This window comes from Streptomyces sp. NPDC045695 (assembly GCF_056432025.1).
Map to the genome: position 1 here is coordinate 203,705 of NZ_JBWKJU010000005.1, position 26,665 is coordinate 230,369.

Annotated in this window: 18 protein-coding genes, 1 tRNA gene and 3 pseudogenes; 13 read left to right on the forward strand and 9 right to left on the reverse strand. The window is 69.2% G+C overall.

Going from position 1 to position 26,665, the window contains the following annotated elements; all coding sequences use genetic code 11:
• Positions 1-17 precede the first annotated feature (17 nt).
• From AC07DU_RS11955 to AC07DU_RS11995, 9 genes are all read left to right on the forward strand, one after another.
• The gene (locus AC07DU_RS11955) at positions 18-803 is read left to right on the forward strand and encodes an SGNH/GDSL hydrolase family protein (RefSeq protein WP_360888913.1); all 786 of its coding nucleotides are present in this window, start codon (positions 18-20) and stop codon (positions 801-803) included.
• A gap of 160 nt (positions 804-963) precedes the next feature.
• Complete coding sequence (locus AC07DU_RS11960) at positions 964-2,166, forward strand: MBL fold metallo-hydrolase (RefSeq protein ID WP_479027578.1); 1,203 nt, start codon at positions 964-966, stop codon at positions 2,164-2,166.
• 246 nt (positions 2,167-2,412) lie between these two features.
• Positions 2,413-4,215: a sensor histidine kinase gene (locus tag AC07DU_RS11965; RefSeq protein WP_479110943.1), complete on the forward strand. Its 1,803-nt coding sequence runs from the start codon at positions 2,413-2,415 to the stop codon at positions 4,213-4,215.
• Between the two features lie 35 nt (positions 4,216-4,250).
• Positions 4,251-4,685 (forward strand): roadblock/LC7 domain-containing protein, encoded by a 435-nt coding sequence (locus AC07DU_RS11970; RefSeq protein WP_360889528.1) that lies wholly within the window; start codon positions 4,251-4,253, stop codon positions 4,683-4,685.
• The gene (locus AC07DU_RS11975) at positions 4,682-5,101 is read left to right on the forward strand and encodes a DUF742 domain-containing protein (RefSeq protein ID WP_453372604.1); all 420 of its coding nucleotides are present in this window, start codon (positions 4,682-4,684) and stop codon (positions 5,099-5,101) included. The genes AC07DU_RS11970 and AC07DU_RS11975 overlap by 4 nt, the downstream gene beginning before the upstream one ends.
• Positions 5,079-5,690, forward strand: a complete 612-nt coding sequence (locus AC07DU_RS11980) for a GTP-binding protein (RefSeq protein WP_360888900.1) — start codon at positions 5,079-5,081, stop codon at positions 5,688-5,690. Before AC07DU_RS11975 ends, AC07DU_RS11980 begins: the two co-directional genes overlap by 23 nt.
• Positions 5,691-5,713: 23 nt before the next feature.
• The gene (locus AC07DU_RS11985; RefSeq protein WP_360888897.1) at positions 5,714-6,262 is read left to right on the forward strand and encodes a GAF domain-containing protein; all 549 of its coding nucleotides are present in this window, start codon (positions 5,714-5,716) and stop codon (positions 6,260-6,262) included.
• A 198-nt stretch (positions 6,263-6,460) separates the two neighbouring features.
• A complete protein-coding gene (locus AC07DU_RS11990) occupies positions 6,461-7,843 on the forward strand; it encodes an acyltransferase family protein (RefSeq protein WP_479110945.1) in 1,383 nt (460 codons plus the stop codon).
• Between the two features lie 57 nt (positions 7,844-7,900).
• Positions 7,901-7,977, forward strand: a tRNA-Pro gene (locus AC07DU_RS11995).
• A gap of 92 nt (positions 7,978-8,069) precedes the next feature.
• On the opposite strand, the gene AC07DU_RS12000 is transcribed toward AC07DU_RS11995, so the two are convergent.
• The 3 genes from AC07DU_RS12000 to AC07DU_RS12010 all read right to left on the reverse strand — a co-directional run bounded on the left by AC07DU_RS12000 (position 8,070) and on the right by AC07DU_RS12010 (position 14,724).
• Complete coding sequence (locus AC07DU_RS12000) at positions 8,070-9,407, reverse strand: site-specific integrase (protein WP_479110947.1); 1,338 nt, start codon at positions 9,405-9,407, stop codon at positions 8,070-8,072.
• 1,454 nt (positions 9,408-10,861) lie between these two features.
• The gene (locus AC07DU_RS12005) at positions 10,862-12,721 is read right to left on the reverse strand and encodes an ATP-dependent nuclease (protein ID WP_479110949.1); all 1,860 of its coding nucleotides are present in this window, start codon (positions 12,719-12,721) and stop codon (positions 10,862-10,864) included.
• A 488-nt stretch (positions 12,722-13,209) separates the two neighbouring features.
• Complete coding sequence (locus AC07DU_RS12010; protein ID WP_479110951.1) at positions 13,210-14,724, reverse strand: restriction endonuclease; 1,515 nt, start codon at positions 14,722-14,724, stop codon at positions 13,210-13,212.
• A gap of 237 nt (positions 14,725-14,961) precedes the next feature.
• On the opposite strand from AC07DU_RS12010, the gene AC07DU_RS12015 reads away from it, so the two are divergent.
• Together AC07DU_RS12015 and AC07DU_RS12020 are read left to right on the forward strand one after the other, a co-directional pair.
• A complete protein-coding gene (locus AC07DU_RS12015; protein WP_479110953.1) occupies positions 14,962-16,203 on the forward strand; it encodes a hypothetical protein in 1,242 nt (413 codons plus the stop codon).
• Positions 16,204-16,213: 10 nt separating this feature from the next.
• Positions 16,214-16,548, forward strand: a pseudogene (locus AC07DU_RS12020) (flavoprotein); the annotation flags it as partial.
• Between the two features lie 322 nt (positions 16,549-16,870).
• Here AC07DU_RS12020 and AC07DU_RS12025 read toward each other — a convergent pair.
• On the reverse strand, positions 16,871-19,660 hold the full coding sequence (locus AC07DU_RS12025) for a hypothetical protein (RefSeq protein ID WP_479110955.1): 2,790 nt from the start codon (positions 19,658-19,660) through the stop codon (positions 16,871-16,873).
• A gap of 41 nt (positions 19,661-19,701) precedes the next feature.
• Here AC07DU_RS12025 and AC07DU_RS12030 point away from each other — a divergent pair, with 41 nt between their 5' ends.
• Together AC07DU_RS12030 and AC07DU_RS12035 are read left to right on the forward strand one after the other, a co-directional pair.
• On the forward strand, positions 19,702-19,992 hold the full coding sequence (locus tag AC07DU_RS12030; RefSeq protein ID WP_479110957.1) for a hypothetical protein: 291 nt from the start codon (positions 19,702-19,704) through the stop codon (positions 19,990-19,992).
• Between the two features lie 24 nt (positions 19,993-20,016).
• A complete protein-coding gene (locus AC07DU_RS12035) occupies positions 20,017-20,331 on the forward strand; it encodes a transposase (RefSeq protein WP_479110959.1) in 315 nt (104 codons plus the stop codon).
• Positions 20,332-21,193: 862 nt separating this feature from the next.
• Here AC07DU_RS12035 and AC07DU_RS12040 read toward each other — a convergent pair.
• From AC07DU_RS12040 to AC07DU_RS12060, 5 genes and pseudogenes are all read right to left on the reverse strand, one after another.
• The gene (locus tag AC07DU_RS12040; RefSeq protein WP_479110961.1) at positions 21,194-22,456 is read right to left on the reverse strand and encodes a tyrosine-type recombinase/integrase; all 1,263 of its coding nucleotides are present in this window, start codon (positions 22,454-22,456) and stop codon (positions 21,194-21,196) included.
• Positions 22,457-23,234: 778 nt separating this feature from the next.
• A pseudogene (locus AC07DU_RS12045) lies at positions 23,235-24,514 on the reverse strand (IS3 family transposase); the annotation flags it as partial.
• A 509-nt stretch (positions 24,515-25,023) separates the two neighbouring features.
• The gene (locus AC07DU_RS12050) at positions 25,024-25,239 is read right to left on the reverse strand and encodes a site-specific integrase (protein WP_479111171.1); all 216 of its coding nucleotides are present in this window, start codon (positions 25,237-25,239) and stop codon (positions 25,024-25,026) included.
• Positions 25,240-25,516: 277 nt separating this feature from the next.
• Positions 25,517-25,573 (reverse strand): annotated as a pseudogene (locus tag AC07DU_RS12055) (hypothetical protein); the annotation flags it as partial.
• Positions 25,574-26,288: 715 nt separating this feature from the next.
• Positions 26,289-26,525: a hypothetical protein gene (locus AC07DU_RS12060; protein ID WP_479110963.1), complete on the reverse strand. Its 237-nt coding sequence runs from the start codon at positions 26,523-26,525 to the stop codon at positions 26,289-26,291.
• Positions 26,526-26,665 lie beyond the last annotated feature (140 nt).

The following is a 26,665-nucleotide window of genomic DNA, read 5'->3' on the forward strand; positions in this document are numbered from 1 at the left end:
GAGTGAAGGATGGACCCGTGGCAGCGACGACGACGAAACTCAAGACCATCGGCTCGTACGCGGCGATCGGGGACAGCTTCACCGAGGGCGTGGGGGACCCGGGACCCGGGGATTCATTTCTCGGCTGGGCGGACCGGCTCGCCGTGCTCCTGGCCGATCAGCGCGAAGAGCACGACTTCCGGTATGCGAATCTCGCGGTGCGCGGAAAGCTCCTCGACCAGATCGTGGCCGACCAGGTCCCGAGGGCCAAGGCCCTGGCGCCCGACCTGGTCACCTTCTGCGCGGGCGGCAATGACATCATCCGGCCCGGCAGCGACCCGGACGACGTGGCGGAGCGGTTCGAGGCGGCCGTGGCCGACCTCGCGGGGGCCGTCGGCCAGGTCATGATCACCACTGGTTTCGACACCCGCGGGGTGCCGGTGCTCAAGCACCTCCGCGGCAAGGTGGCGACGTACAGCGCCCACGTGCGGGCCATCGCCGACCGCTACGACTGCCCGGTCCTGGACCTGTGGTCCCTGAGGTCCGTACAGGACCGGCGGGCCTGGGACGCCGACCGGCTGCACCTGTCGCCCGAGGGACACACGCGGGTCGCGCTGCGGGCCGGGCAGGTGCTCGGGCTGGACGTGCCGACCGACCCGGACCAGCCGTGGCCGCCGCAGCGGCCGCGCGGCTCGGTGGACGTGACCCGGGACAACATCCAGTGGGCGCGGGACCACCTCGTGCCGTGGATCGGGCGACGGCTGCGCGGGGAGTCCTCCGGGGACCACGTGGAGGCGAAGCGGCCGGACCTGCTGCCGCTGTAAGAGGCGGGAGGCGGGAGGCGGGAGGCGGCGAGGGGCGGTTGGGGGACGGGCCGCGGGGGCGCGGGGTCGCCGGCCACAAGCGGAATCCTTCGGGGCCGGTGTGCGTTGGGATGGTCGTAGAGCGACGACCACCTTGACCCCACCCCTCCCAGGAGGCGCTTTGACCGGCTCCCGTCCCCTGCGTCCGCGGCTGCGCGCCCTGCGGCCCGAAGCCTTCGGCGCGGACCCGTCCGGCGCCCGGCTCGAGCGGATCCGTCGTTCGCCGAACTTCGCCGACGGTGTCTTCCAGAACCCGCTGGGAGCCCGCAACAGACCCTCGGGATCGATGACGGAGTTCGCCAAGAACTACTTCCACCGGGAGCAGCGGGCGCTGCGCGGTCCCGCCGCGCCGATCCCCGTGTACCCGACGACCCTCGCGGAGCTGGCCAAGCCGCCCGTCGGCGGTCTGCGGCTGACCTGGATGGGGCACTCCAGCGTGCTCGCCGAGATCGACGGGCGCCGGGTGCTGTTCGACCCGGTGTGGGGAGAGCGCTGCTCCCCCTTCCCCTTCGCCGGCCCCAAGCGACTGCACCCGGTGCCGGTCCCGCTGGCCTCGCTGGGCGAGGTCGACGTCGTCGTCATCTCGCACGACCACTACGACCACCTCGACCTGCCCACGATCAAGGACCTGGCCGGTACGGACACGGTCTTCGCCGTTCCGCTGGGAGTCGGCGCGCACCTGGAGCGCTGGGGCGTACCGGCCGACCGGCTGCGCGAACTGGACTGGAACGAGAGCACCGAGGTCGCCGGGCTCACGCTGACGGCGACCCCCGCCCGGCACTTCTGCGGACGCGGCCTGCGCAACCAGCAGCACACCCTGTGGGCCTCCTGGGTCGTCGCGGGCGACGAGCACCGGATCTACCACAGCGGTGACACCGGCTACTTCCCCGGCTTCAAGGAGATCGGCGCCGAGCACGGGCCCTTCGACGCCACGATGATCCAGATCGGCGCCTATTCGGAGTACTGGCCCGACATCCACATGACCCCCGAGGAGGGCATGCGCGCCCACCTCGACCTCCAAGGTGGCGCCCCGCACGGCACGATGCTGCCGATCCACTGGGGCACCTTCAACCTGGCCCTGCACCCGTGGGAGGAACCGGGCGAGGGCACGCTGGCCGCGGCGCAGGGCGCGGGCGCGGCCGTCGCACTGCCGATCCCGGGGCAGCCGTTCGAGCCGGGCGCGGCCGACGCCCCGGCGAGCCCCTGGTGGCGCCCCTTCGCGGGGGCGGGCCTGCCGCTGCCCGCCGAGCCGGCCGCCCGCGCGGTCGTGGCGGACGCTGCGGATCCGGTGGTCCGCGAGGAGCCGGAGGCGGTGGGCTCCTAGAGCAGTCCCGGCGCCTGACCGGGTGCGGTCCCGTAGCCCGCTCGGGGGCGGTCCCGGCTCGCGCGGGGGGCGGACCGGCGCATTTCGGGCTGCTGTACGAGCGCTCCACCGGGAGCGGGAAGCACCCCCGCGAAGTTCCCCAACTGGCGGCATCGGGCGGGAGATCGGGGTCTAGCGTGGGTATCCGGTGATCAACACCGGGCCCCGGGAACGCTGGGGGCCGGGCCCCACGTACCGAGGACGCCGATGTCCGGACTCCGCGCCGCCCGCCACGCCCCGTCGAGACACGCAGTCACCGGTCCGGGGCGGCAGATACGGCCCCAGCTGGTGCACGCGGCCGTACTGCCCACGCTCGCCGCCGCGCTCAGCGGCGCGGCCGCGGTGATCTTCACGCTCCAGCTCGGCGGGGGAGCCGGTGACCGCGACGCCCGGCTGTGGCCGGTGCTGACCGGCTGCGCCCTGCTCGTGGCCGGCGCGCTCGCGGCCGCCCTGTTCGGAGCCCAGCGCTCCGCCAAGGCCGTCCGGGACCGGTGCGAGGCGCTGCGCCGCTCCAGCGTGCGCGGCCGTCAGGAGTTGCGCACCGCCGCCGACCGGCTGGAACGCGGCGAGACCCCGCCGCGTCCGGTGCGGGGCGGGCCAACCGGGCCCGCGGTGGGCGGCGATCCGGCCGGGGTGGACGAGTTCTGGCTGCTCTCCCAGGAGTTGCGCGGAGCCCGGGAGCAGGCCCACGAGACCCTCGTGCGGCTGGCCGGACCGCCCGAGCCGTCCGACAGCGAGCGCAAGGTCGAGGTCTTCGTCAACCTCGCGCGGCGGTTGCAGTCCCTCGTGCACCGCGAGATCTCGCTGCTGGACGAGCTGGAGGACACGGTCGAGGACCCGGACCTGCTCAAGGAGCTCTTCCACGTCGACCACCTCGCCACCCGTATCCGCCGCCACGCCGAGAACCTGGCCGTGCTGGGCGGCGCCGCCTCACGCCGCCAGTGGACCCGGCCCATCGACCTGAGCGAGGTGCTCCGCTCCTCGGTGGCCGAGATCGAGCAGTACACCCGGGTCAAGGTCGTCCCGCCGGCCGGGGGCAGCGTGCGCGGGCACGCGGTCGCCGACGTGGTGCACCTCCTCGCCGAACTGGTCGAGAACGCCACGGTGTTCTCCGCTCCCGACACCGATGTGGTGCTGCGCGCCGAGCGGGTCACCGCGGGCATCGCGGTCGAGGTGGAGGACCGGGGGCTGGGCATGCCGGCCGAGGAGCAGCACCGGATGAACGCCCTGCTCCGCGACCCCGACCAGGTCAGCGTCCGGCAACTGCTCGCGGACGGGCGGATCGGCCTGTACGTGGTGTCGGCGCTGGCCCGTCGGCACGGGATCGCCGTCGAGCTGAAGTCCAACATCTACGGCGGCGTGCTCGCGGTGCTGGTGCTGCCGCAGGAGCTGCTGGGCGCGCAGGCGCCGAGCGCGGCCGACGCGGCGGGAGGCTCACGGGCCACGTCGTGGGGGACGGGGCAGGGCGCGGCGCCGCCGCTGGAGCCCGTACGGGTACCCGCGCCCGCGCCCGTACCGGAGCCGGGCCGTCCTGCGGGGGTCCCGCCACGGGCCGGGGAGACCTCTCGGGCCGAGGGCTGGGCTCCGGCCGCCACGTCCTGGCCGGAGCGGGAGCAGCGGGCGCAGCCGCAGCCCGAACGCGAGCCCGTGCAGCCCAAGCCCAAGCCCGGGCCGGGGGCCGTGGTGCCGACGGGGCTCGGGGCCGCGCCCGGGGCCGAACGAGTGCCCGGCGGGGCGGCCTGGGCGGTGCCCGCGCCCCGGGCCGGGGAGCCGGCTCGGGCCGCCGCCGGGCCCGCGGCGCAGGAACCGCACGTGCCCGCCGCTCGCACCGCGGGCGACCGGCCGATTTTGCCGCGGCGACGGGCCCAGCAGCACCTGGCGCCCCAACTGCGCGAGGCACCCGCCCCGCCGCGGGCGGCCGGCGGTGCCGAGCAGCCCGTACACGACCCCGGCCTCATGGCCGCCTTCCAGCGCGGCTTCGGCCTCGCCCAGTCGGAGGACCAGGCATGACCCCGACCCCTCACCCCAGCAAGGAGCACACCCCCATGGGCGGCGAAGTGGCGACGAAGACCGGCGGCCGGCTATCGGACCTCGACTGGCTGCTCAGCGGCCTGGTGCAGCGCGTGCCGTACACGCGCAGCGCCGTACTGCTCACCGCCGACGGGCTCGTGACCTGCGTACACGGCCTTGACCCCGACAGCGCCGATCACCTGGCGGCCCTCGCGTCCGGGCTGTATTCGCTGGGCCGCAGCGCGGGCTCCCGCTTCGGGCAGGGCGCGGGGGTGAGGCAGGTCGTGGTCGAGCTCGACACCGCCCTCGTCTTCGTCTCCGCGGCCGGCGTCGGGACCTGCCTGGCCGTTCTCGCCGACCGCGAGGCCGACGCCGGGGTGCTCGGCTACGAGATGGCGATGCTGGTCAAGAGCGTGCGTCCGTACCTGGCGGCCCCGCCGCGGCGGCCCGTCGCCGACGGGGAGCAATGAGGGCCCGCGCGACGGGGGCGTACGCGAAGGGGCGGGACACGCCGTGGCTCGACGCCTCGGCGGGGCGGGTGATGCGCCCGTACACCGCCAGCGGCGGCCGGACCAGGCCGGGCGTCGCGCTCGACCTGCTCTCGCTGGTGACCGCCACCGGGGTGCGGCCGCGCACCCCGCTGGGGGCCGAGCACACCCTCGCCCTGCGGCTGTGCGCGGGCGCCGCGGCGGTCACCGTCGCCGAGGTGGCCGGGCAGTTGCGGCTGCCGGCGGTCGTGGTGAAGGTGCTGCTGGCCGATCTGATGGAACACGGGGCCGTCATGGCTCAGGCGCCCCGGTTCCCCGCCGTCGGTGGTGACGCGTATGCCGCCGCCGACCACGACCTGCTCCGGGCGGTGCTCGATGGCCTGCACAAACGACTGTGAAGCCCCCGCCCCCGTCTCCGTTCCCGCGACCCTGAAGATCCTGGTCGCGGGCGGTTTCGGGGCCGGCAAGACCACCTTCGTGGGGGCGGTGAGCGAGATCGAGCCGCTGAGCACGGAGGAGCTGCTCAGCGATCTCGGTGCGACCGACGACCCGCTGCACGGCGTCGAGGCGAAGTCCACGACGACCGTCGCGCTGGACTTCGGCCGGCTGACCCTGGACGAGAGGCACGTGCTCTACCTCTTCGGTACGCCGGGCCAGCACCGCTTCTGGTTCCTGTGGGAGGAACTGTGCGCGGGGGCGCTCGGGGCGGTGGTGATCGCCGACACCCGCCGGCTCGCCGACTGCTTCCCCGCCGTGGACTTCTTCGAGCGGCGGGGGATCGGGTTCATCGTCGCCGTCAACGAGTTCGAGGACGGTCACCGTTACGAGCCCGCGGAGGTCCGCGAGGCGGTGGGGCTCGGGCCGCAGGTGCCGGTCGTACGGTGCGACGCGCGCCTGACCAGCTCCGGGACCGGGGCGCTCGCCGCCCTGGTCCGCCATCTGCTCTGCACCTTTGCTTCCTCGTCCAGTTCTTCGTCCAGTTCTTAGTCTTCGGAGTCGGGGGAACCGCAATGACGCATTACGAATCGACCGGACACCTGCTGCTCACGCCGGTGGACCGGGAGGCGCCGGCGCGCGCCGTCCGGTTGCGCGAGCTGGGCCTGGGGGAGCGTACGGACGCCGCCCTGGACGCCTTCGCACGGCGGGTCGCGGACACCTTCGCCGCGCCGTACGCGGGGGTCAACTTCGTCGGCGAGGAACGCCAGTTCTTCGCCGGGCTGCACCACGCGGCCGGAGCCCCGGCCAGCGGGTACCCGGCCCGGGTCCTGGCCCGCGACCACGGCTACTGCCCGCACGTGGTGGTGCGCAAGCGGGCGCTGGTCCTCCAGGACGTACGGGACTTCGCGCGCTTCGCGGGCAACGCGGTGGTGGACGGGAGCGGGGTGCGCTCGTACCTGGGCGCGCCGGTGACGGACCGGCGCGGGTTCGTCCTGGGCACGGTGTGCGCGGTGGACGTGGTGCCGCGGCGCTGGGGGACGGAGGGGCTCGCCACGGTGAAGGGGCTGGCGGCCGAGCTGGGGGCGCTCGTGCACGAGCGGGAGGACCGGCAGGAGGACTGAGGCGGTGCCGCGGGTCACGGCCGCGGCCCATCCGGAACTGACCGGCGACGGGTCCTGAGCCGCGGGGCACCGGCGTCGGCGCCCGCACGGAGCGTTCCGGAACCGAGAAGGTCACGGTTTGGGGAAGGGCTTCGAGGGTGTCCTCTTTGTTGTATTTCCCGATCCGCGGCGCCGGGGCGGGTCGGCTAGCCTCCCGAAGTGAAACTGAACCATCGCTTGTCCGCCCGGCGTGTCGCGCGAGGCGCGGCCGAGGGTGACACCCCTCCCGCCGCGTCGCGGCTCGGCTGGCTGGACGGCCTCCGCGGCGTCGCGGCGCTCTCCGTCGCCGTGTACCACCTGGCACTGCCGTTCTACTGGGTGCCCCACGGCACCCGGGTGCCGTACTACCTGGACCCGGGCATCTTCGGCGTCCTGCTGTTCTTCCTGGTGAGCGGGTACATCATCCCCGCCTCGCTGGAGCGGCGCGGGGACATCCGCGCGTTCTGGGTGGGCCGGGCCTTCCGGATCTATCCGGTGGTCGTCCTGACCGTGGTCGCCTCGCTGCTGCTCCTGCCCCGCGCGCACACGGTGATCGCGGGCTGGGGCTTCGAGCACGCCCTGCTCTCGCTGGTGGGCAACGGGCTCATGATCCAGGACGTGATGGGCGTCACGAACGTGCTCGGGGTGATGTGGACCCTCACGTACGAGATGGTCTTCTACTACTTCGTCACGGCCCTCTTCGCGCTCGGCTGGCACCGCAAGAGCGCGCCCATCGCCGTCGGCTTCGCCGCCGTGGCCCTGATGCTCGGCGGCTGGGCCTCCGTCGGAACGCTGTCGGTGAACCTGGCGTCGACCCGGCACCTGGTGGTGGCCTGCGCCACCGTCGTGCTGATGGCGCTGGCGTGCATCATGACCGGCAAGCCGGCCCTGACCAGGACCGGGGCGCTGCTCCTCGGCGGCCTCGGGCTGCTCCTGATCACCATGAACGGCCGGGCCGCGTTCTTCGAGACCATGATGATCTTCGCGACGATGTTCTCGGGCACCGTGCTCTACCGCCTGGAACACGGCCAGGTCGACCGCGCCCAGGCCTTCCTGTCCTGCGCCTTCGTCGTCGCCTGCGGCTTCCTCGTCGGCTACATGTACAACCACGGTCCGGCCCTCTGGCGGACCTGGAGCGGGTCGTGGATGGCGTGGTCCTTCGCGTACGTGGCCGCGTGGGCGGTCTTCGTCGCCGGCATGCTGCTGCGCAAGCGCCGCTTCCCCCGCTGGCTGAGCTGGCTCGGGGCCATCAGCTACTCGCTGTACCTCCTGCACAACCCGGTGATCCACGCGATGAACTGGCTGCTGGAGGGGCGCGCTCCGATCGAGAGCTGGACGGGCCGAGCGGTGCAGTTCAGCGCCTTCATGGCCGTCCTGCTGGTGCTCAGCTACCTCAGCTACCGGCTGGTGGAGCTGCCCTTCCAGAACCTGGGCCGCCGCGTACTGAAGGCCGCGACACGCCCCCGACGGCGGGAGCCGGTGCATCCGGTAGACGTGCGGGATGCGGCCGTCGGGGCCCACGGCGGGCCCGTACCGGAAAAGGTGCGCGCGACCACCCCGTGAAATGCGGTATCGTTCTCATGCGCGTTCGGCCAGGGGAAACCCCAGGTCAGCGGGCATCGGGACGTGGCGCAGCTTGGTAGCGCACTTGACTGGGGGTCAAGGGGTCGCAGGTTCAAATCCTGTCGTCCCGACCATGCTTTATGCAGGTCGGAGGCCGTTCTCTCATCCATGGGAGGACGGCCTTTCGTGCGTCCGGGGCCATGGTGGTCGCCATGTGGTCGCACGTTCAGCCTGCGGGCTGGGAGGCCGTAGCGCTGAAGGCGGGCTTCATGGGGGAGCGGAGTCGGCGGACAACTTCGCCGAGCCGGTGGATGTGGTCGCGTGGTGGTCGCAGCCACGCCGGGCGGCTTGTCTCGTGGCCGGCCCTCTCGGCTCCGGTGAGGGTGCGGTCGATGGTGTTGACGGCTTCTCGGGCTGCCTGCTGGGTGAGGTGGCTGTAGAGGTTGGCGGTCGTCGACAGGGTGGAGTGCCGCAGTGCCTTGGAGACCACGGTGAGCGGCACGCCGGCGGTGATGGTGATGGTGGCGGCCAGGTGACGCAGGTCGTGCACCGTGATCCTGGGGACACCGGCTTCGGCGGAGAGGCGGCGAAGTCGGTCGAGGACTTGGTGGGGGCCGAGCGGTCGGCCGTCGGGTCGGCAGAACACGAGTCCGGCGAACGGATCGTCAGGATCGCCGCGTGTTCGAGGCATTGTTTGTGCTCGGTGTCGGAGGGCTGTGGCGACTCTGGGTGAGATGGCGACCCAGCCGCGGCTCGAGCGGGTCTTCGGTGTGGTGATGACGAGGTGGTTGTTGTCGATGGCGGAGAGGGTGCAGCGCACGTAGAAGACGCCCTGGTCGAGGTGGACGTCGTTCCAGTGGAGGCCGAGGGCTTCGCCCTTGCGCAGGCCGGTGCCGATGAGGAACTCGAACAGGTCGGCCATCTCGGGGTCGGCGTGGTGGCAGTGGGCGAGGAAGCGGGCGGCCTCGTTCGCTGTCCAGATGCGTCGTTCCGGCGATGGGGGTCGGTGCAGGACCGGGGGACGGGCCGGGTTGTGTGGGAGGCGGTGTTGGCGCACGGCGTCGCCGAGGGCGCTGGAGAGGGTGGCCAGGCACCGGTAGAGGGTGGTCTCGCCGCGGCCGGCGGCGAGCTGGCCGGTGGTGAAGCCGGTGATGTGGCGGTGGGCGAGCTGGTCGAGCTTGAGGGTGCCGAAGGCCGGGATGAGGTCGTTGCGGACGTAGTCGCGGTATCGGGCCATGGTGGTCGGCTTCAGTACGAGGGCCTTCGCTTCCAGCCAGGCCCCCAGGTAGGCGGTGACGGTCTGGTTCGGGTCCGCGTTGTATCCGCCGGCCTCGCCCTCGAGGTAGCGGCGCAGGGCCTGCTCGGCGGCGTCCTGGCTGGGGAATCCGCCCCGCCGCACCGTGGTGCGGCGATGGTTCGGGGTGGGGACATCGACGGCGAAGCTCCAGGTGCCGTGCTCGCTGTCGGTGACCAGGTGAGGCCAGTGGGCGCCGAGCTGGTGCTGCTGGGTGTCCCTGCAGCCACAGCGGCGGTAGATACGGCCGCGGCCGACGCTGGTACGCATGGGGATCGCCTCCGGGAGGCGGAGGGGGAGTGGGTATCTCCAGCCTGCGACCACAGGCGACCACCGCGCCGCTCACGAGCCCGTGACCAGCGGGTTTCCCTTGTTACCGCGCCAAGGCCAAACGATCCGATGGCACCCAGCAGACTCTTCGTCTCCTGGTGGTACAGCAGCTGCACCCATTGACCTGGGAAACGGCGCTTCGTAAGGCTCTCGGACGGGGGTTGGTCCGGAAATGGTCCGGATCTTGGTACCCGCTGGCCCGGGCGGTAGGCGTCGGTCAGGAGCGGGAAGCCGTGGGAGCGATCGGCAGCAGGCAGGGCCCTCCCGCGGGTGGCCTGTCCTGTCGGCTACGGCCGGTGGTCGTCGTAGAGCCATCCGGCGGGATAGAACCGCGAGGGCGCCCCGCATGGCTGTGCCCCAGCCGCGCACTCGCCCCGGTAGGCGATCGGCGGTGCCCTCGTCAGCGCAGGCCTTGTGCTCGGGACGGACTCCGGCGCGCGGGGTGCCGGGATGGGGGGAGCGGCGCGGTCTCGTGGTCCGGCGCGGCCGGCGTCCGGACGCGGCACGTCGGGTCGTCGTCCGCCATAGGACGCCGCACCTGACGTTGCCTCGGCATTACGGCAGGCGGTTCGCCCGATGTCGCGTCAAGGTACGCAGTGTGATCGGCAGTGGGGGTCCAGGGCTCGAACGTCGTCTGCTTCACCTTGACGATCGCTCTGCGTAAAGCCCGGTGGCGGCATCTCGGATGAATTCGTCGAAGGGGCGTTCCGCAGGTCGCATGATCGGATGCCAGCCTCCGCATTTCCCTGGCCGCGCCTCGCCCTCCGCCCTGTTTGGGAGTGCTCGCTCGTGGCTCTCTGACCTGAAGGCGATCGAAGATCGCGTCGGCCGACCTGATGGATGTCGCAGGGGCGCTCGTCGAATAACGATCGCCGTACCGATGGACCGCGCGGGAAAGACCCGAACGGCCGTTCCCGTCGACCGTGGCGCCCTCCGTCGAGCGGCGGTCAGCGCAGCGACCAGCCCCACTCGAAACCTTACGAGCGCTGCGGGGTGTCGCCGCCCGCCTCCGTACCGTGCTGGCAGCTCCCGGCGAACGACCGCTCGCCGCGGATGTCCAGCGGAGCGGCCGCACGGGGCCGAGAAGGGCTGACCGCCCTCGCACGATTGCAGGACTGTTCCCGGTGAGCCTGGGCCTGCCGATTGTCAGTGCTGCGTGGGACTCTTTGGGTACACGACAGGGCGACGAGCAGAATGCTGAGGTGCAATGCCATGGCTGTGCGTGTTCGCCATTCCGGTCCCCCTGCGCCGTCCGGTTGCCGATGGTGCGGTGAGGAGAAAAGCCTCCATGGCCGGCGCTGGGTCTCGTCCGTCGGCGTGCACTCGTGGGAAGAGCCGACCCGTGAGCAACGACTGAGCCGAATGAAGGCTCGCCGTGCACTACGCAGCCCGGCTCAGCCACCCTCCGGCCAGTAGGCCAGCCCTGCCTCGTGGGCCACCTTGATCACGTCCCGGAAGACCTGCACCAATGCGGCCGGCACATCGGCAGGCTCGCGCAGTCGGCGCGCCAGCTCGATGACCATGTACTCCTTCCTGTTCGGTGCGTCTTCGGAGTGCTCGCGCAGCATGCTGTGCAGTGCCTTGCTGAACTTACCGCCCGACCTGAGGGCCGTGACATCCTGGACGGTCCACTGCAGTGCGTCCTTGCGGGGCCAGAGGGCGTTCATGGTGTCCGCCCACTGATCGTCGCCGAAGACGTCCTCCAACTCGTTCGGGTCACCCAGGAACAGGCAGTCTGCTTCGGTGAAGCCCTGCTTGTTCAGGTGGCTGATGTTGAACTGCTTCTGCTTGTCGCGCATGGTGTCGGCGTCGACGAGGAACAGGACGGTGCGCCGGTGCTCCTTCAGGAACTTGGCGAAGCTCAGAGCACCGTCGTTGCCCTGGCAATTCCACAGCGCGATACCCGCAGACTGCATGGGATACCCGAAGGCACGCTTGAACAGGATGGGCAGCGCCGCGTACTCCGTGGGGCCCTCCACTCCGACGAAACACCGCTCGTGCAGCAGGACGCTGTTGCGGAAGCCCAGGGAGAGGGCCATGTTCGACATGAACCGACGGGTCTCGTCGTCGGTGTCCTCCGCGCCCAGCGACTGCACGTAGGCGCGCCCGTTCCGGCTGCGGAGGTGCACGATGTCCTGGATGTCGACGCCGTCGATCAGATTCAGCGAGTGGGTCGCCACGATCACGGTGGACTGTTCGGCAGACGCCGACACCTTGATCATTTCCATGATGCGGCGCTGGTGATCGTAGTCCAGGTGAGTGTCGGGCTCGTCGTAGGCGATGATCACCCCACCGACGCCGTCCCCAGGGTGCTCCGACAGCAGCTTCTGACTGGCCTCCCACAGCGCCAGGGACACACGCCGGGACCGGCCGGATCCCGCTGCCGTCAGCGAAACGGCACTCTGCCCCGGAGCCGTTGCGGTCAACGACAGCCCATGCACGGCTGGCCGGAACTGCACACCCGGATCCACGGTGAACGCATCGAGGGCGCACCGCTCCTCCACGAGCTTCTGCAGCCGCGCGACATCGCCCTTGAGGAGCGCGGAGAACTCCTCCTCCAGGTCGCTGATCTTCTGCCGGGTCTCCTCACGCTGCGTGTACTCACGCAGCTTCGCCGTCAGGATGCTGCGCACCACCGCTTCCGGAGACTCGGCGGCGTCGCCCTTGAAGTACAGCAACTGCGGCAGTGCCGCGGCCACAGAGTCGGGTGCCCCCACCCAGTCGGGTACCATCTCCGTTCCGGCGGCGTGCGCCTCGAGCGCCTCCACCCAACTGGCCTTGACGTTCGGCTGGTCCGTGCCCAACCGGACACCCAGCTCGGCAGCCAGCTCGCGCAGCTCGGTAACCTTCCGCCCGGGGATGTCACGCAGCTGCGCATTGCGGGGCGCGTCCGTCAGCCACTCCAGACGGCTGCCCTCGCCTTCCACATGACGACGACGCACCCGCAGCGATTCCCGGATACCCAGCGACTTCTGCTCTGCCGAGGACGGAACGAACCGGCCCTCCACCGTGACCGTACGATGCTCTCCTCCCTCCTCGAGCGGCAGCGCCGCACGGGCCGGCTCTCCGACGGCGAAATCCGAGATGTCGCTGTCGTCCATGTCCCGCTCACCGAGGAGGAACGCGATCGCGTCGAGGGTCGCCGTCTTCCCGCAGTCGTTGTGCCCTGTCAAGATCGTCTGCTTGTGAATCGGGATGCCCCGGACGTCGCCCAGCGAGCGGAAATTGGTGACGCTGAGTTCGACGAGACGCACGGTGCTCCCTTGCAGTACGGCCAAACGTCCGCGGGGGACAGCCAGAGCCGGCCCCGTGAGACCCACCCGCTTCGACGTGTGGGAAAACTCTAGCGCCCACTGCGACGCGGGAGCGGGGGAGAGCCCAACGTTGCAGCCGTGAGGGGCAACAGGGCGCCAAGGGCGGAACCCTGCAGCCGTCGTTGGCGGGAGGCATCGGGCTCATGGAGTGACGCCCCGGCACCCCCCGCACCAGCGGCTTCCGTGCCCTCGGCCTCCTGGAGGCGAGGTGGACCAGACCGGCGCGCCGCCCGATGGAGAGCATGGACGCCGTTGGGTTGGTCACGCTGGACGGGATGCTCATACCGGATGTCGTCCTCGCTGATGTTTCCTGCGCCCGCAGGGACGATTCCCGCGGTGTAGTCATCCTCGGAACAGCCCTTGAAGGGCCGTATCAGGCCCAGTGAAATGAGCGAGCTGCCGCTGCCCCTCAGCTGTCCTTGAGGACGTCAGCTCAGGTCTCGAGCCTGCCAGTTGGGCGGCAGCTTGGGCAGGCCGATGAGGGCGTCGATGCCGAGGTGTTCCAGGAGCAGTGCCTTGAGGTGACGGCCGTCGATGAGCTCGACCCGGTTGCGTGGGGCGAAGTCCCAGCTGGCCTTGCCGAACCATGCGGTGGTGACCACGATGCCCTTCGATGCGCTCTTGTCGACGACGAGTCCCGCGACTGCCCGTACTGTCTCGGCGGACACGACGTTCTTGGTGCGCTTGGCTTGGATGATGCACAGACCGCCGATTAGCGGTTCCTCGTTGACCGCGACGGCGTCGATGCCGTCGTCCCGCGATGCCTGGGTCACCCATGACTTCAGCCCGATTTTCTCGAACAGGCGCCGGATCAGGTGCTCGAAGTCGGTCGGGTCCATCGCGACCAGGTCAGGCCTGCTGTCCAGGCCGGCGACGACATCCCGCTCCGGGGCGATCTTGTATCGGGACAGGTCGAATGAGACAACAGGCCGCACCGGCTCCAGGTCGTAGGGGTGCTGGGAGACGATCGCGTTGAGATGATGCAGACTGGCGACCGGATCGAGCTCGGGCTCATCCAGGACCAAGTCCGCGAACCCTTCCCGGCTGACGCGCACACTGACCAGGCACGGTTCGATCGCCTTCCCCGTGGCCCGGTCCTTGGCACGCACCTTGCCGTTGAACGCGATCTGGTCCACGAGCGCCGGCGGAGTCACAGCGAAAGCCTCATCGATGGCCCGCAACGCGAGCCGCGCCACCAGATCCCGGTACAGAGCCTTCGTCTCCGCCTCCTTCCGCGGCTGCGGAACCACCGCCGGGGGAATAGAAGCCTTGAACCGGTACTGCGCAACTGAAGGCACCACCGCCTGACCCGGCAGCTCTATCTCCACCACCAGCTCCCTCGACTCCGGAGCGAACGCCACCTGCCGCGCCCCGCCGAGCCCCTGCGGATAACCGACGGAGCCGAGCGCCTCCTCCACACCGACCGCGAATCCCTCGAGATCTCCCTCGCCGAAAGCCTGCTCCGCCTTCAGCCGCAGCTGGTGCAGCCCTCCAGGACGTGAATGCAGAACCGAGGAAAGAACTCTCAGCCGCTCCTCCACCTCGGCCGTACGCTCGGAGGCCTCTCGCCGCATGCCCTCGACGGCCTCCTTCTTCGCGAGCCGCTCGGCCGCAGCCTTCTCGCGGGCCTCGGCACGTCGCCTCTGCTCCAGCTCCTTTGCCCGCGCCGCATCCCGTTTCTCAAGATCCCGCACGATCTGCTCAGCCCTGCGCGCGTCGGCACTCTGCCGCGCCTGTTTCTCCTTCTGGGTACGCGACCACGCCTGCGCAACCTCACGCTCCGTGCGAGCCTCCTCCCTGGCCCGCGCGGCCGCGACACGCTCCGCCTCCCGGGCCTGACGCGCCAGGTCCGCCTCCGCCCGCTTGGCCGCAGCAGCCTTCGCCTTCTGGCGCTCCTGGTACACCTGCAACAACTGCGCCGCCAACGACTTCCTGCGCGCCATTCACCGGCCCCCACTCCATGTCAAAGCACAAGAACTGCCCCCACGTGAAGCCCGGCAATCCCAATACCGGATCCATGGCCTGACTCGTGCGCGGCATGGCCGTTTTCCCAAGCAGTGGATCCCCTGTTCGCGCTGGGGGAGGGGCGGACCTGCTGCGTTCCCTGCAGGCCCTTCTCAGGGAGCGTGGCGAACCCGCTCCCCCGGCCGATGTCAGTACCCGTTCTTACGATGGGCCGCATGTCCTACGCATCGGCTCGTGATCTCCCCTCATTCCTCGAACTGGACCGGCAACTTAAGCTGCTGCGTCTGCTCGGCAAGACCGGCCGGCAACAAGCAGCGTCGATCAAGACGAAGATGCGTGAGCTGGCGGACACTGTCGACGCCTTCTACCAGCTGCTCGGCGACAAGCACTGGATCTTCCACGACCGGCTCTCCCTCACGGCGGTTCGTACTATCCACGCTTCCGCAGGTGGTGACGCAGACCGGGCCGAGCAACTGCTGATCGAGCACTACCACGACCCCGAACACCTGGCGCTCATGCTTCTTCCCCTGCGGAAACTGCCCGCCATGCGCCGCCGACTGGATCTCGTCGACAAGGCCCGCCAGGACTACTTCGACGGCCGCTTCTACTCCACCGTCCATGTCCTGCTCAGTGTCATGGACGGCTTCGTCAACGAGTTCGAAACTGTCCGGCGAGGCCTCCACGCCCGCAAGCCTGAAGAGCTTCACGCCTGGGACAGCGTTGTCGGCCACCACCTCGGTCTTGCCCACGCCCACAAGACGTTCACCAAGGGCCGCGGCGCTACCCAGGAGGAACCCGTTTTTGAGCTGTACCGCAACGGCATCGTGCACGGCAGCATCCTCAACTACGACAACATCACTGTGGCGACCAAGGCCTTCAACCGGCTCCTCGCCGTCGCCGACTGGGCCGTCGCACGCGAGAAGGAGCAGCGGCACCAGGCCGAGGAGCCTGTCACATGGTCCAGCGTGGGCCGGCAGCTCAAAGAGACGCTCGGCGCTATCAGAGAACAGGCCGAAGCGGACCGAGCCAACCAGCAGTGGGAGCCGGCCGAATACCGGCCCGGCAGTGAGGACTTCACCGGCCATCCTCTCTACCAGCAGACCCATGAGCTGCTGACCTGCTGGAGTCGCCGCAACTACGGATCCCTCAGCGGCCTGATGACCCACGACCTGCACCACAAGTACGGGAAGTCCGTGCGCAGCGAGATCCGCCGGGCCTTCGAGTCGTTTCCGCTTGACGACTTCGAGATCTGCGCGGTGCGTCATGACATGGCAGCCGCGGGCACAGTGCTGGTGGTCTTGGCCCACTCGGGTGGAAAGCGCGTCAGCGCCGAGCTGCGATGGGTCAGGGAGAACACCCAGGCCCGTCCATGTCCCGAACCCATGCCGGGGCAGTGGCGTCTGGTCTTCCAGCCCCGTGTCTTCCTCGACCAGGCCACCTCGCTGCCAGCGGAGTGACCGCCCAGGACAGCCCGTCGCGGACACCTACCCCTCCGGCGGCGACTGGGCCGACCTCTACCTCCAGCCCCTCGCCGACGCCCTCGGCAAGCACGTCCGCTACGACGCGACCGTCACCGGCGTCTCACGCGCCAGCCGCGACCGCATCGTCGAAGCCGACCGCGAGGCACAGCCCTTCGTCGTCCATTTCAGGAGTGCTGACGGTCGCGAGCGGCGGGTCCTGGCCCGCGCCGTCATCGAGCCTCCGGTACCTGGTCCACCCCGAGCCCCGTCGGCGGCAGTGGCCTCGCCGCGCTCGGCGAGAAGACAGCCGTCGACCGGATCGCCTACCGCGTCCCGGACCTGGCCGCGACCGGCGGTGCTTCGGGATCGATGGTGGTCACGCGCAGTACATCGTCGACCTCCGCACGCAGCTCGGCCAGCTCGGACACCCCCGCGTCCCCTCCTCCGAAGCACCGATCCAACACCTGCCCAGCGGAAACGCACCCGTCACTCTCGGAAGGACAACGGGTTCTGAGCGGCCAGCAATGTGCTCCGGCACCGCAAGGGTGGGAGGCCCGTGATGTGCCGGCGCAGGGATGCCGGTGGCAAAGAACGTCGAGGTAACGGTTCTTGGTACCTGAAGACGAGAGCAGACGTGGGTTGATGCTGCACCGCCGCACTCAGCTCATGCTTCTGGGGGCGTTGGTGAGCCGTCCGGGTCCAGCCCGTAGGGCCACTGCTCGTCGAATATGGAAAGGACTCGACTGTCGGTTGCACGAAGAGGTTGACCGGCGTCAGCCGCCTGACGGTAAATGGTTTCGGCGCCGTTTCGATCTCCGGCCTCCAGACGCTTTTGCGCCAGGTCTGCGAGACAGTGGGTGTCTCCCGCATCGGCTGCTCGGTGGGCGAAGATTTCGGCGCCCTTCCTGTCCCCAGCCTCCTCGCTCATCCGTGCAAGCTCTCTGAGTGCCTGCGCTCCCGGGTCGAAGATGGCGGTGATCCACGCAGAGATGCCGTCGTCCTGCAAAGTACTGGTAGAGGCGGTGTCGGCAACCGGCCGGAGGAGGGCTTCGGCGCCCTCGCGATCACCCAAGTGCCACCGTAGCTGGGCCAGGGTGCACAGCGCGTGGATATGGCCAATGTCGGCAACTCCGCGGGCGAGGGCCTGCGCGCCGTCCCAATCCCCGTTCTGACATAGCACTTGCACCATGCGGTTCAGGGAAACGACCTCGCCAGCATAGGCAGCCTGCGTGTAGAGCGCTGAGGCGTCATCCCAGTCTCCTGCTTCATCCCGCATCCGTGCCAGGCGGACGATGGCCCTGGTGTCGCTGGCGTCGGCGGCCCGCCGGAGGAAGGCTTCGGCGCCTTCCTGGTCCCCCGCCATCTCTCGCATCAACGCCAAGCTGCAAAGGGCGTTGGTATCGCCAGCATCGGTAGCCTGGAGGTAGAGGGCTTCGGCGCCCTCCCGATCGCCAGCGTGCCACCGCCCCTGCGCGATGTTGTCCAATGCCCCGGTGTCGCCAGCGTCAGCGGCCCGCTGCAGGAGGGCTTCGGCGCCCTCTCGATCGCCCGCTTGTTCCCGCATCAACGCCGCAGACTCCAGGCTGCGCTTGTGGCCGGCATCGGCAGCCTGGAGATAGAGGGCTTCAGCGCCTTCTCGGTTCCCTGCCTCCTCCTGCATGCACGCCAGTTTGTGCATGGCGAAGGTGCTGCCGGCTTCGACAGCCCTTTGGTAGAGAACGGCGGCACCGTCGTAGTCCCCCGCTTGCTCTCGCATCTGTGCCAGGAAGTCCAGGACGCCGCTGTCGCCGGATTCGACAGCCCTTTCGTAGAGGACGGCAGCTCCGTCGTGGTCCCCCACGTGCTCCCGCACCCGCGCCAAGCCGACCAGGGCGATCGTGTCGCCGACTTCGACGGCCCTTTGGTAGAGGACGGCGGCACCGTCGTGGTCCCCCGCTTGTTCCCGCATCTGTGCCAGGAAGTTCATGGCGCTGGCGTCCCCGGCATCGGCAGCACGGCACCTAAGACGGTGAGCCCATTGCAGGCGGTGCCGGGCCTCTGCGGCTTGGGCGAGGTTGTTGAGATTGTTCGCATCAGCAAGGTGAGCGTCAGCGGCAGCCCAGAACGAGTCGGGCGGGCACGCCCACTTACGGGTAATGCGGCCGTGCTGTTCGAGGTAATCCGCAAGGCGGAATACGGGCCCAGCCGACGCTACAAATGCAGAATCTGGCCCCGATCGGTCAGCTGATGGGCGGCGTGCCGGACGGGGGTTGACGCGGCGCAGAAGAGCCTGTTTGCCGTGGACTGAGCGGGCGAGGTCGGCGTAGGCGGCCTCTGCCCAGTCGTCGGTGAGCTGGTCCCAGTCGTGATCGGTGAGGTAGTCCGCGGCTGCGTGGGTGAGGAACGCCTGGGGGAGGTGGGGTCCGACGCCGAGGCGGCGGGCGTCCATTGCGGCCTCCAGCAAGGCCCTTACGGGCGGGCTGCCGTGTTCGTAGCCACGTAGGAGCTCGGGGGCGCCAGCCAGGTCCTGAGTGACCCGTCCGTTGGAGTGGGTGCGGACAAGGACATCGGCGAGCAACCGATCACCGTCTTCGGCGATGCTTTCGGCGGTGTGGAGTGCGTGCGCATCGAATGCGTCGGGGACGGTGAGGGTGCGCCCAGCGAGAATTTCGCGGGTTCGGCTGTGAGGGTCGAGTTCGCGAGGGCGGGGGACGTACAAGTACTGGTTGGCATACTCAGGCCACAACGTGCCCAGGACGAGGATCGGTCCGCGGCCGGGTTCGGTGAGGAGGGTGTGCAGGGCGGCAGCGATGCGCTCGCCGATCTGCGGGTCGCCGAGGTAGTGCTGGGCCTCGTTGAGCCATACCACCGTGAGTGGTGCGACGCGTTCGAGGTCGGCGAGAGCCGCTTCGGCCCGGGTCGGGTCGTAGGGGTGCCACAGCCGCCATCCGTCGGCGGCGAGCGGCTGCACGGCTTCCCAGCACGCCCGGGTCTTGCCGGTCGAGGACGAGCCGACCAAGACCAACATCCGGCTTCGGCCCTCCTTGGCCTCCTTTACGGCATCAGCCAGGAGCAAGTCGTGGCCGCGCTGCACGTACCCGGGTAACACCCGTCCCGATCCAGGAGAGCCAGAGCTGGGACTGGCGGCGATCCCTGCGGGATGGACCTCCAAATCGTGCGGATCCCACTCGGCGATGGGCCTGCCCTGGCCCGCCCCTGGCAAGGATGCCGGGCCGGGCGCACCAACTGCGATGCGCCTCAGTGCCAGCAGTTCACTCTCCGGCAGGTGCAGCGCGTCTGCCAGCGCGCGAAGCGTTGCAGCGCTCGGTACGGTCCCGCCATTCTGGAAGGCCGCTTGGACGGTGCTGCGGCTCAGGTCCGTCCGAGCGACGAGCTGGAGTTTCGTCAGCCGTGCATGGTCGAGCCCGTCCTCCAGCCGCTTGCGCAGCTCGATGAGTGCTTCATCAGGATTCATAGGCTCCGCCCACACGCCCCCCTGCCCTTGCATGTCCGATAGTGTCCAGCTTTATCCAGCTGGACCTTGGGCACCACCATTTCGGCGAAATTGGTCACGTCACCGTTCCTGCCACGTCAGGGGAGATCGCCGTGAACCACATCGCCATCGCTCTGCTCACCGCTGCTCTGGTTATCGTCGTCGCGTTCCTGGCGGCCGTTGGCGCAGGCGGGTTGGCCCGTCTTGACGGTGCCACCTACCCGGCCGCGCTCATGCGCGCTGGCGCTACCTTCGCTGCTGCCCTCACCATCGCGGCCGCTTTCAGTAGCGTGCTCGCCCAATTCCTTTCCTAAGTGTGGTTGCCGCCAGCTGCGGGCATGAAGGCATGGCGCCGGTGGAGTGCAACTCGGCTGCCGCCGCGGTCCGACCGTTGCTGCCGCTGCCGGCTGGCTGCGCAGCCGGGCGGGCAGCCGGAGGCGTACTACCACCGGGGGATATTGGACGGGGTCCGCTACCTTGTCGACAGAGGCATCAAGTGGCGGGCCATGCCTGCCGACTTCCCGCCGTGGGACCGGGTATGCGCGTTCTTCCGCCGCTGGAGAGACCACGTCCCGGTGCAGGAGTTCCACGACCAGCTGCGATCGAGGACCCGTGAGGGGAGGGGCGGGACACGGAGCCGACGGCCAGTGTGATCGACTCGCAGTCCGTCAAGGCGGCTGCCGTCGTGGAGTCGGACAGCCGTGGCGTCGACGGCGGTAAGCCAAAGGCGAGCACGTCGCAGTACGCCTCCAGGTCATGCCCGGAGTCGAGCCGGTCGGCCAGCTTGCCCAGCTCTTCCATGCGTGAGATCAGACGACGGGCCTGCGTGTAGCAGTCGGGAAACGGGTTAGGGCAACGGCGACAGCCCCCAGGCGCCGGAACGTCGGCCATGCTGCCCCGATCCGGTACGCGCAGGCTGACGCCAGCCCGCTGCGGAGGCACCCGGAATGCCCCGCAGGCCGCCGACAGGTGGAGCAACGAGCCGGCCGCTCCCTGCCACAGCGGTACGTTCATCCTTGCCAGTGGGCCCAGTGGAATGTCGCATGCTGTTGGAAGGGGTACCTCGTCATGTACTGCAACGCTCGCGGACACGCTCGTGAGCTCCTGCCCCTGGGATGCCGAAGGTGTGCCACACCAGCCTGGCGTATGCCCGACGGATACGGCGTGGCTTTCGCCGATCGAGTGACGGGAGCGCTGCTCACCCATGACCGGCTTGCCTACGTCGCCGTCACGATCTCAGGTCGGCAGTGAGAGTGAGGAGCGTCACATGTGAGGTGCGGCCAGCCCGCTTTGAGGGGCAGGCCCAGAGGTTCGGTCAGGCGTGTGCGATGCACCCCAAATTCGGGGCGGCGACCCCCAGTGGCCGCCCGGGAGACGCCTCGGTGCGACGGGTGTTTGGGGACCAGTTGGGGACCAGTGCCACTGCCCGCAGGTGCACGACACGCGCATTCACGCACATTACTCGCCCTCAAAACGCCCTTTATGTCAGGATTTTGACCCCGACCCATCTGGGGGTCAAGGGGTCGCAGGTTCAAATCCTGTCGTCCCGACCATGCGGAAACGCAGGTCGGAGGCCGTTCTCTCGCTCACGAGAGGGCGGCCTTTCGTGCGTCCGGGGGCGTGGTGGTCGCAGTGTGGTCGCAGGTCCGAGCCAGGGCTGGTTCGCCGTGGTGCTGGTGGCGGGTGGCGCGGGGAGCGGAGCTTGTGGAGGGCTTCGCGGAGGCGGTGGAGGTGGTCGCGCGGTGGTCGCAGCCACACGGGCCGGTCCGTACGGACCGCCGTCTGCTCGGCGCCGCGGAGGACGTGGTCGATGGTGTCGACGGCCTGGTGCGCGGCCTGTTGGGTGAGGTGGCTGTAGAGGTTCGCGGTGGTCGACAGGGTGGAATGCCGCAGCGTCTTGGAGACAACGGTCAGTGGGACGCCGGCGGCGATGGTGATGGTGGCGGCGAGGTGCCGCAGGTCATGGACCGTGACCCGGGGGACGCCGGCTTCCTCGGACAGTCGCAGGAGCCGGTCGAGCACCAGATGCGGCCCGAGCGGGCGGCCGTCGGATCGGCAGAAGACCAACCCCGCAAAGGGGTCGTTGGGGTCTCCGCGGGTTCTGGATGCTGATCGCGCCCGGCGGCGGAGTGCTGTGGCGACGCGGGATGAGATGGCGACCCAGCCTCTGCTCGACCGGGTTTTCGGGGTTGTGATGACGAGGCGGTTGTTGTCGAGGGCGGAGAGGGTGCAGCGCACGTAGAGCACGCCCTGGTCGAGGCGAACATCGTCCCAGTGGAGACCGAGGGCTTCGCCCTTGCGCATGCCGGTGCCGATGAGTACCTCGAACAGGTCGGCCATCTCCGGGTCGGCCTGGTGGCAGCAGGCAAGGAAGCGGGCGGCCTCCTGCGCTGTCCAGATCCGCCGTTCCGGCGACGGTGGCCGGTGCAGGACCGGGGGAGAGGCGGGGTTGTGGGGCAGGCGGTGCTGTCGGACGGCGTCGCCGAGCGCGCTGGAGAGGGTGGCCAGGCACCTGTACAGGGTGGTGCGGCCGCGGCCGCGGCCGGCGGCGAGCTGGCTGGTGGCGAAGGCCGCGATGTGGCGGTGGGCGAGTTGGTCGAGCTTGAGGGTGCCGAACGCGGGGACCAGATCGTTGCGGACGTAGGCCCGGTAGCGGGCCATCGTCGTCGGCTTCAGCACCAGCGCCTTCGCCGCCAGCCATGCGTCCAGGTAGGCGGCGACGGTCTGGTTCGGGTCCGCGTCGAACCCGCCCGCCTCACCCTCAAGGAACCGCCGCAAGGCCTCTTCGGCCGCATCCTGACTGGCGAAGCCGCCCCGGCGCACCGTCGACCGACGGTGGCCCGGGGCGGGTACGTCAACGGCGAAACCCCAGGTCCCGTGGGCGCTGTCGGCAGGCAGATGAGGACAGCGGGCACCTATCTGGTGACGGTGGGTGTCTCTGCAGCCGCAGCGGCGGTAGATGCGGCCTCGGCTGGCGCTGGTACGCATGGCGATCGCCTCCGGGAGGCGGAGAAGGGCCTGACATCCTCAGCGTGCGACCACACGCGACCACCACGCCCCTCAGAGAGGCCGTGACCAGCGATTTCCCTTGTCTGTGCATCCGCAGATTCTTCGTGTGCTGGTGGTACACGCCTCGCGTGCCCGCTGACCAGCTGAAACGGCCACGATTCGACCAAGCTGCAGGCGGCTGGTCCGCGTATGGCCCGGATCTTGGTTGGCACGGAGAGGACCTCTGACCGATGGCCCGTGGCGGCGGCGAGTTGGTACACAAGCGAGGGGCGGGCCGACAGGTCGCCGCGGCGCGTGCCTCGATCCAACGCGCCACGAGGGAGAAAGTCGCCAGGACGAAAAACAAGACACTCCCGCGCTTCAGCTACTTGACCGTGCCTGTGAGAAGCGTGTGGAGCTCGGCGGTAAGGATTCGCATCTCCTTGGCGGCCGCGTGCACGGTGGTGGTCTCGAAGTGCCACGGCTCGGACGGGGGCAGCCGTCCGCTGCCCGCGCACCGTGAACCGTTCCGACTTTCCTGCCGGTGGTTTGCTGGCCGGTGATCAGTCGGCTCCTGATTCTGTGTCAGCGTAGTGGGCGCCTCGAACTCAGTGGGGCTGATCATGCCCAGGCTTGAGTGCAACCGGCGGTTGTTGTACCACTCGACCCACGAGGCGGTGGCGTACTCGACGTCCGAGACCGTTCTCCAAGGACCATCATGGAAGACCCTGGTGCGTATGCACTCGGCCTTGTAGAGACCGTTGATCGTCTCCATCAGCGCGTTGTCATACGCGTCGCCGACGCTGCCGATCGAGGGGCGGATGCCCTCGATGCTCAGGTGTTCGGTGAAGCGCACACTCGTATATGGCGACCCGGCATCCGAGTGGTGAATGAGCTGGTCGCGTCTCACGGGCTTGCCCTCGTGGGTTCGGCGCCACAAAGCCATCCGCAGTGGCACGTCGACCAACTCCACGTCTCGCTTGACCGAGGCGTGCCAGCTCACGATCTTCTGGGAGAAGCAGTCGACGATGAACGCGACGTAGGTGAACGACTGATACGTGCGAACGTAGGTGAAGTCGGTGATCCATTTCCGGTTCGGTGCCGGGGCTGTGAAGTCGCGGTCCAGCAGGTCCGGGGCTCGTGCGTCGCCCGGGTTGGAGATCGTGGTTCTGGGTCTTCGACCGCGGACCACGCCGTTGAGTCCGAGTGAGCGCATGGCGCGGTCGACGGCGCCGAAGCCGGCCTCGGGCATGAGGGTGCGGCGGATGAGAGCCAACATTTTACGCCGGCCATAGAGCCCCTCGGGAGCCAGCACACGCTCACCGGCCGCGTTGGTGGTGAAGGCCAGGCGGCGGACTGCGTCCTCGACCAGGGCGTCGGTCACGGTTCGGGCCGCGGCCACATTGGACGGACCAGCTGGGGCGCACCAGGCCCGTAAGGTTTGTGCCGCGATCTTCAGCCCGGCCTGTTGCAGGGCGGTGAGGATCGACTCGACGGCATATCCGGTGGCCCGCATCTGATCGGCGAAGGCCACGATCAGCGGCTTCGGGGGTCGAGTTCCCCCGCGAAGAAAATCGTCGCGGACTTGAGCACCTCGTTGACCTCGCGCAGGCGCTTGTTCTCCGCCCGCAGCCTGCGCAGTTCCTCCCGCTCGTCCGTGCTCACGCCTGCCGCCTGGCCGGCGTCGATCTCGTACTGCATCACCCAGCGCCGCACCGACTCCCGGGAGACGGCGAGGGATTCGGCGACCTGGATGTGCAGTGCACGCTCGGAGGAGTACTCCGCTCGATGCTCAGTCACCAGTCTCACGGCCTGGCTACGAAGGGCTGTGTCAATCTTCTTGGGCACGAGACCCATCCTCTCTGATGGCTCACAACGGAGCGGCAGAGAAGTCGGAACGGTTCACTGCCCCCGTATGTGGCTACGGCCACAAAGTTCCGACGCCCAGCTACCGTGCCAGGTGACCACGTGGTTGGGCGAGCATCACATTGCGCTGGCGTCGGTCGCCGCTCAGGTCAGCCCGAACTGCCGGAGCACATCCGCGGACGGGGAGAGGGCCGTCGTCGGTCAGTCCGGGATCCATCGCACGCGGTAGCACGTCTGGAGTTCGTCGGCGGTCATGCCCCGCCGCTGCGCGCGTTCCTGCTGCTCGGCATCCGGCCCGAGCCCATCGGGGGAGGGGCGCGTCATCGAGGGCGAGCTCGGGGGCCTCCCAGGCCAGAGATGCAGACAAGGTCGGGTGATCCGCCCGTTGACATGAACGTTCCCCTCTGCCGTTGGGGTCTGGCCTGCGCCGTGCTCCTTTGCGCGGTGTCGTCGGGATCGCCGCCTGTTCGAGGCATTGTTTGTGCGCGATGTCAGACGGCTGCGGCGACACGGGGTGAGATGGCGACCCAGCCGCGGCTCGATCGGGTCTTAGGTGTGGTGATGACGAGGTGGTTGTTGTCGATCGCGGAGAGGGTGCAGCGCACGTAGAAGACGCCCTCGGGCAGGTGGACATCGTTCCAGTGGAGTCCGGGGGCTTCGCCCTTGCGTAGGCCGGTGCCGATGAGGAACTCGAACAGGTCGGCCATCTCGGGATCGGCATGGTGGCAGTGGGCGAGGAAGCGGGCGGCCTCCTCCGCCGTCCAGATGCGCCGCTCCGGCGATGGAGGGCGGCCCAGGACCGGGGGACGGGCCGGGTTGTGGGGCAGGCGGTGCTGTCTGACGGCGTCGCCGAGGGCGCTGGAGAGGGTGGCCAGGCACCGGTAGAGGGGTGGTGCGGCCGCGGCCGGCGGTGAGCTGGCAGGTGACGTAGGCGGAGATGTGCCGGTGGGCGAGCTGATCGAGTTTGAGGGCGCCGAAGGCCGGGACGAGGTCGTTGCGGACGTAGTCGCGGTAGCGGGCCATGGTGGTCGGCTTCAGCACGAGAGCCTTCGCCTCCAGCCATGCGTTCAGATAGGCGGCGACGGTCTGGCGCGGATCCGCGTTGAATCCGCCAGCCTCGCCCTCAAGGAAGCGGCGCAGGGCTTGCTCAGCGCTGTCCTGGGTTGGAATCCTCCCCGGCGCACTGCTGTGCGACGACGGTCTGGGGTGGGGACGTCGACGGCGAAGCTCCAGGTGCCATACTCGCTGTCGGTGACCAGGTGAGGGCAGCGTGCGCCGAGCTGGTGCTACTTGGTGTCCCGGCAGCCGCAGCGGCGGTAGATGCGGCCGCGGCCGACGCTGGTACGCATGGGGATCGCCTCCGTGAGGAGGGGGGAGTGATCGGGTGAGTGCTTGGTAGCTGAGAAGGGTCGGTCTGGCAGTCCAACTGGCGAGCTCTGTGCTGATTGTCGAAGTGCGCAAGGGCGAGATTCCGCTATGTCCGGCGACTGGTGAGGTCTGTGGACACGGACCCAGTGCAGAGCCTCCCCCACCCCGAGCGTGTGAGCGACGCTGCTGATATGGCTTCCGGACCTAGCGGACTTCGGCCGGCGGCGGTGTCCCGCCAAGTGGTATAGCAGCGATGAATCGCCTCGCTCCGACTGTAGCGACCTGTCCTGAAATGCGATGGGCCAGATGCACCCGGGACAGGCTCCCCATCCCCTCTCCCGTTCCCCGACTGAGTCGGCGTGCCATGGGGAGTGCTTCGAGATGCTCCTCATCCATGATCCCTTGCCGCTCTAAAGCAAACCTTGATAACGATTTGATGCAGGTCACTCTCTCCCTCGAAACTCCCCGTTTTCGCCCATTTGAGGGTCGCTTCGCGGACTTCAGGATGGCGTGCCCGTAGAACGTCGATGATCTCATCGCAGGACTTGAAGTCGTTCAAGCCGTCTGCAATGGCAAGCATTCCTGACAGCTTCGCCGTGGATTGGTCTTCGTAGAAGCTGTTCATGATTCCTCCTTTTGAAGCGCAGTGATCTCTCCGAAGGAGTCGGTTTCGGTGAAGAGATTCGGAGATCGAACCCACCGCCGCCAAGTCGGCACCTCATTTGAGGTGTCCCCCCTAAAGAGCCGCCATACGGTTGAAAGTGG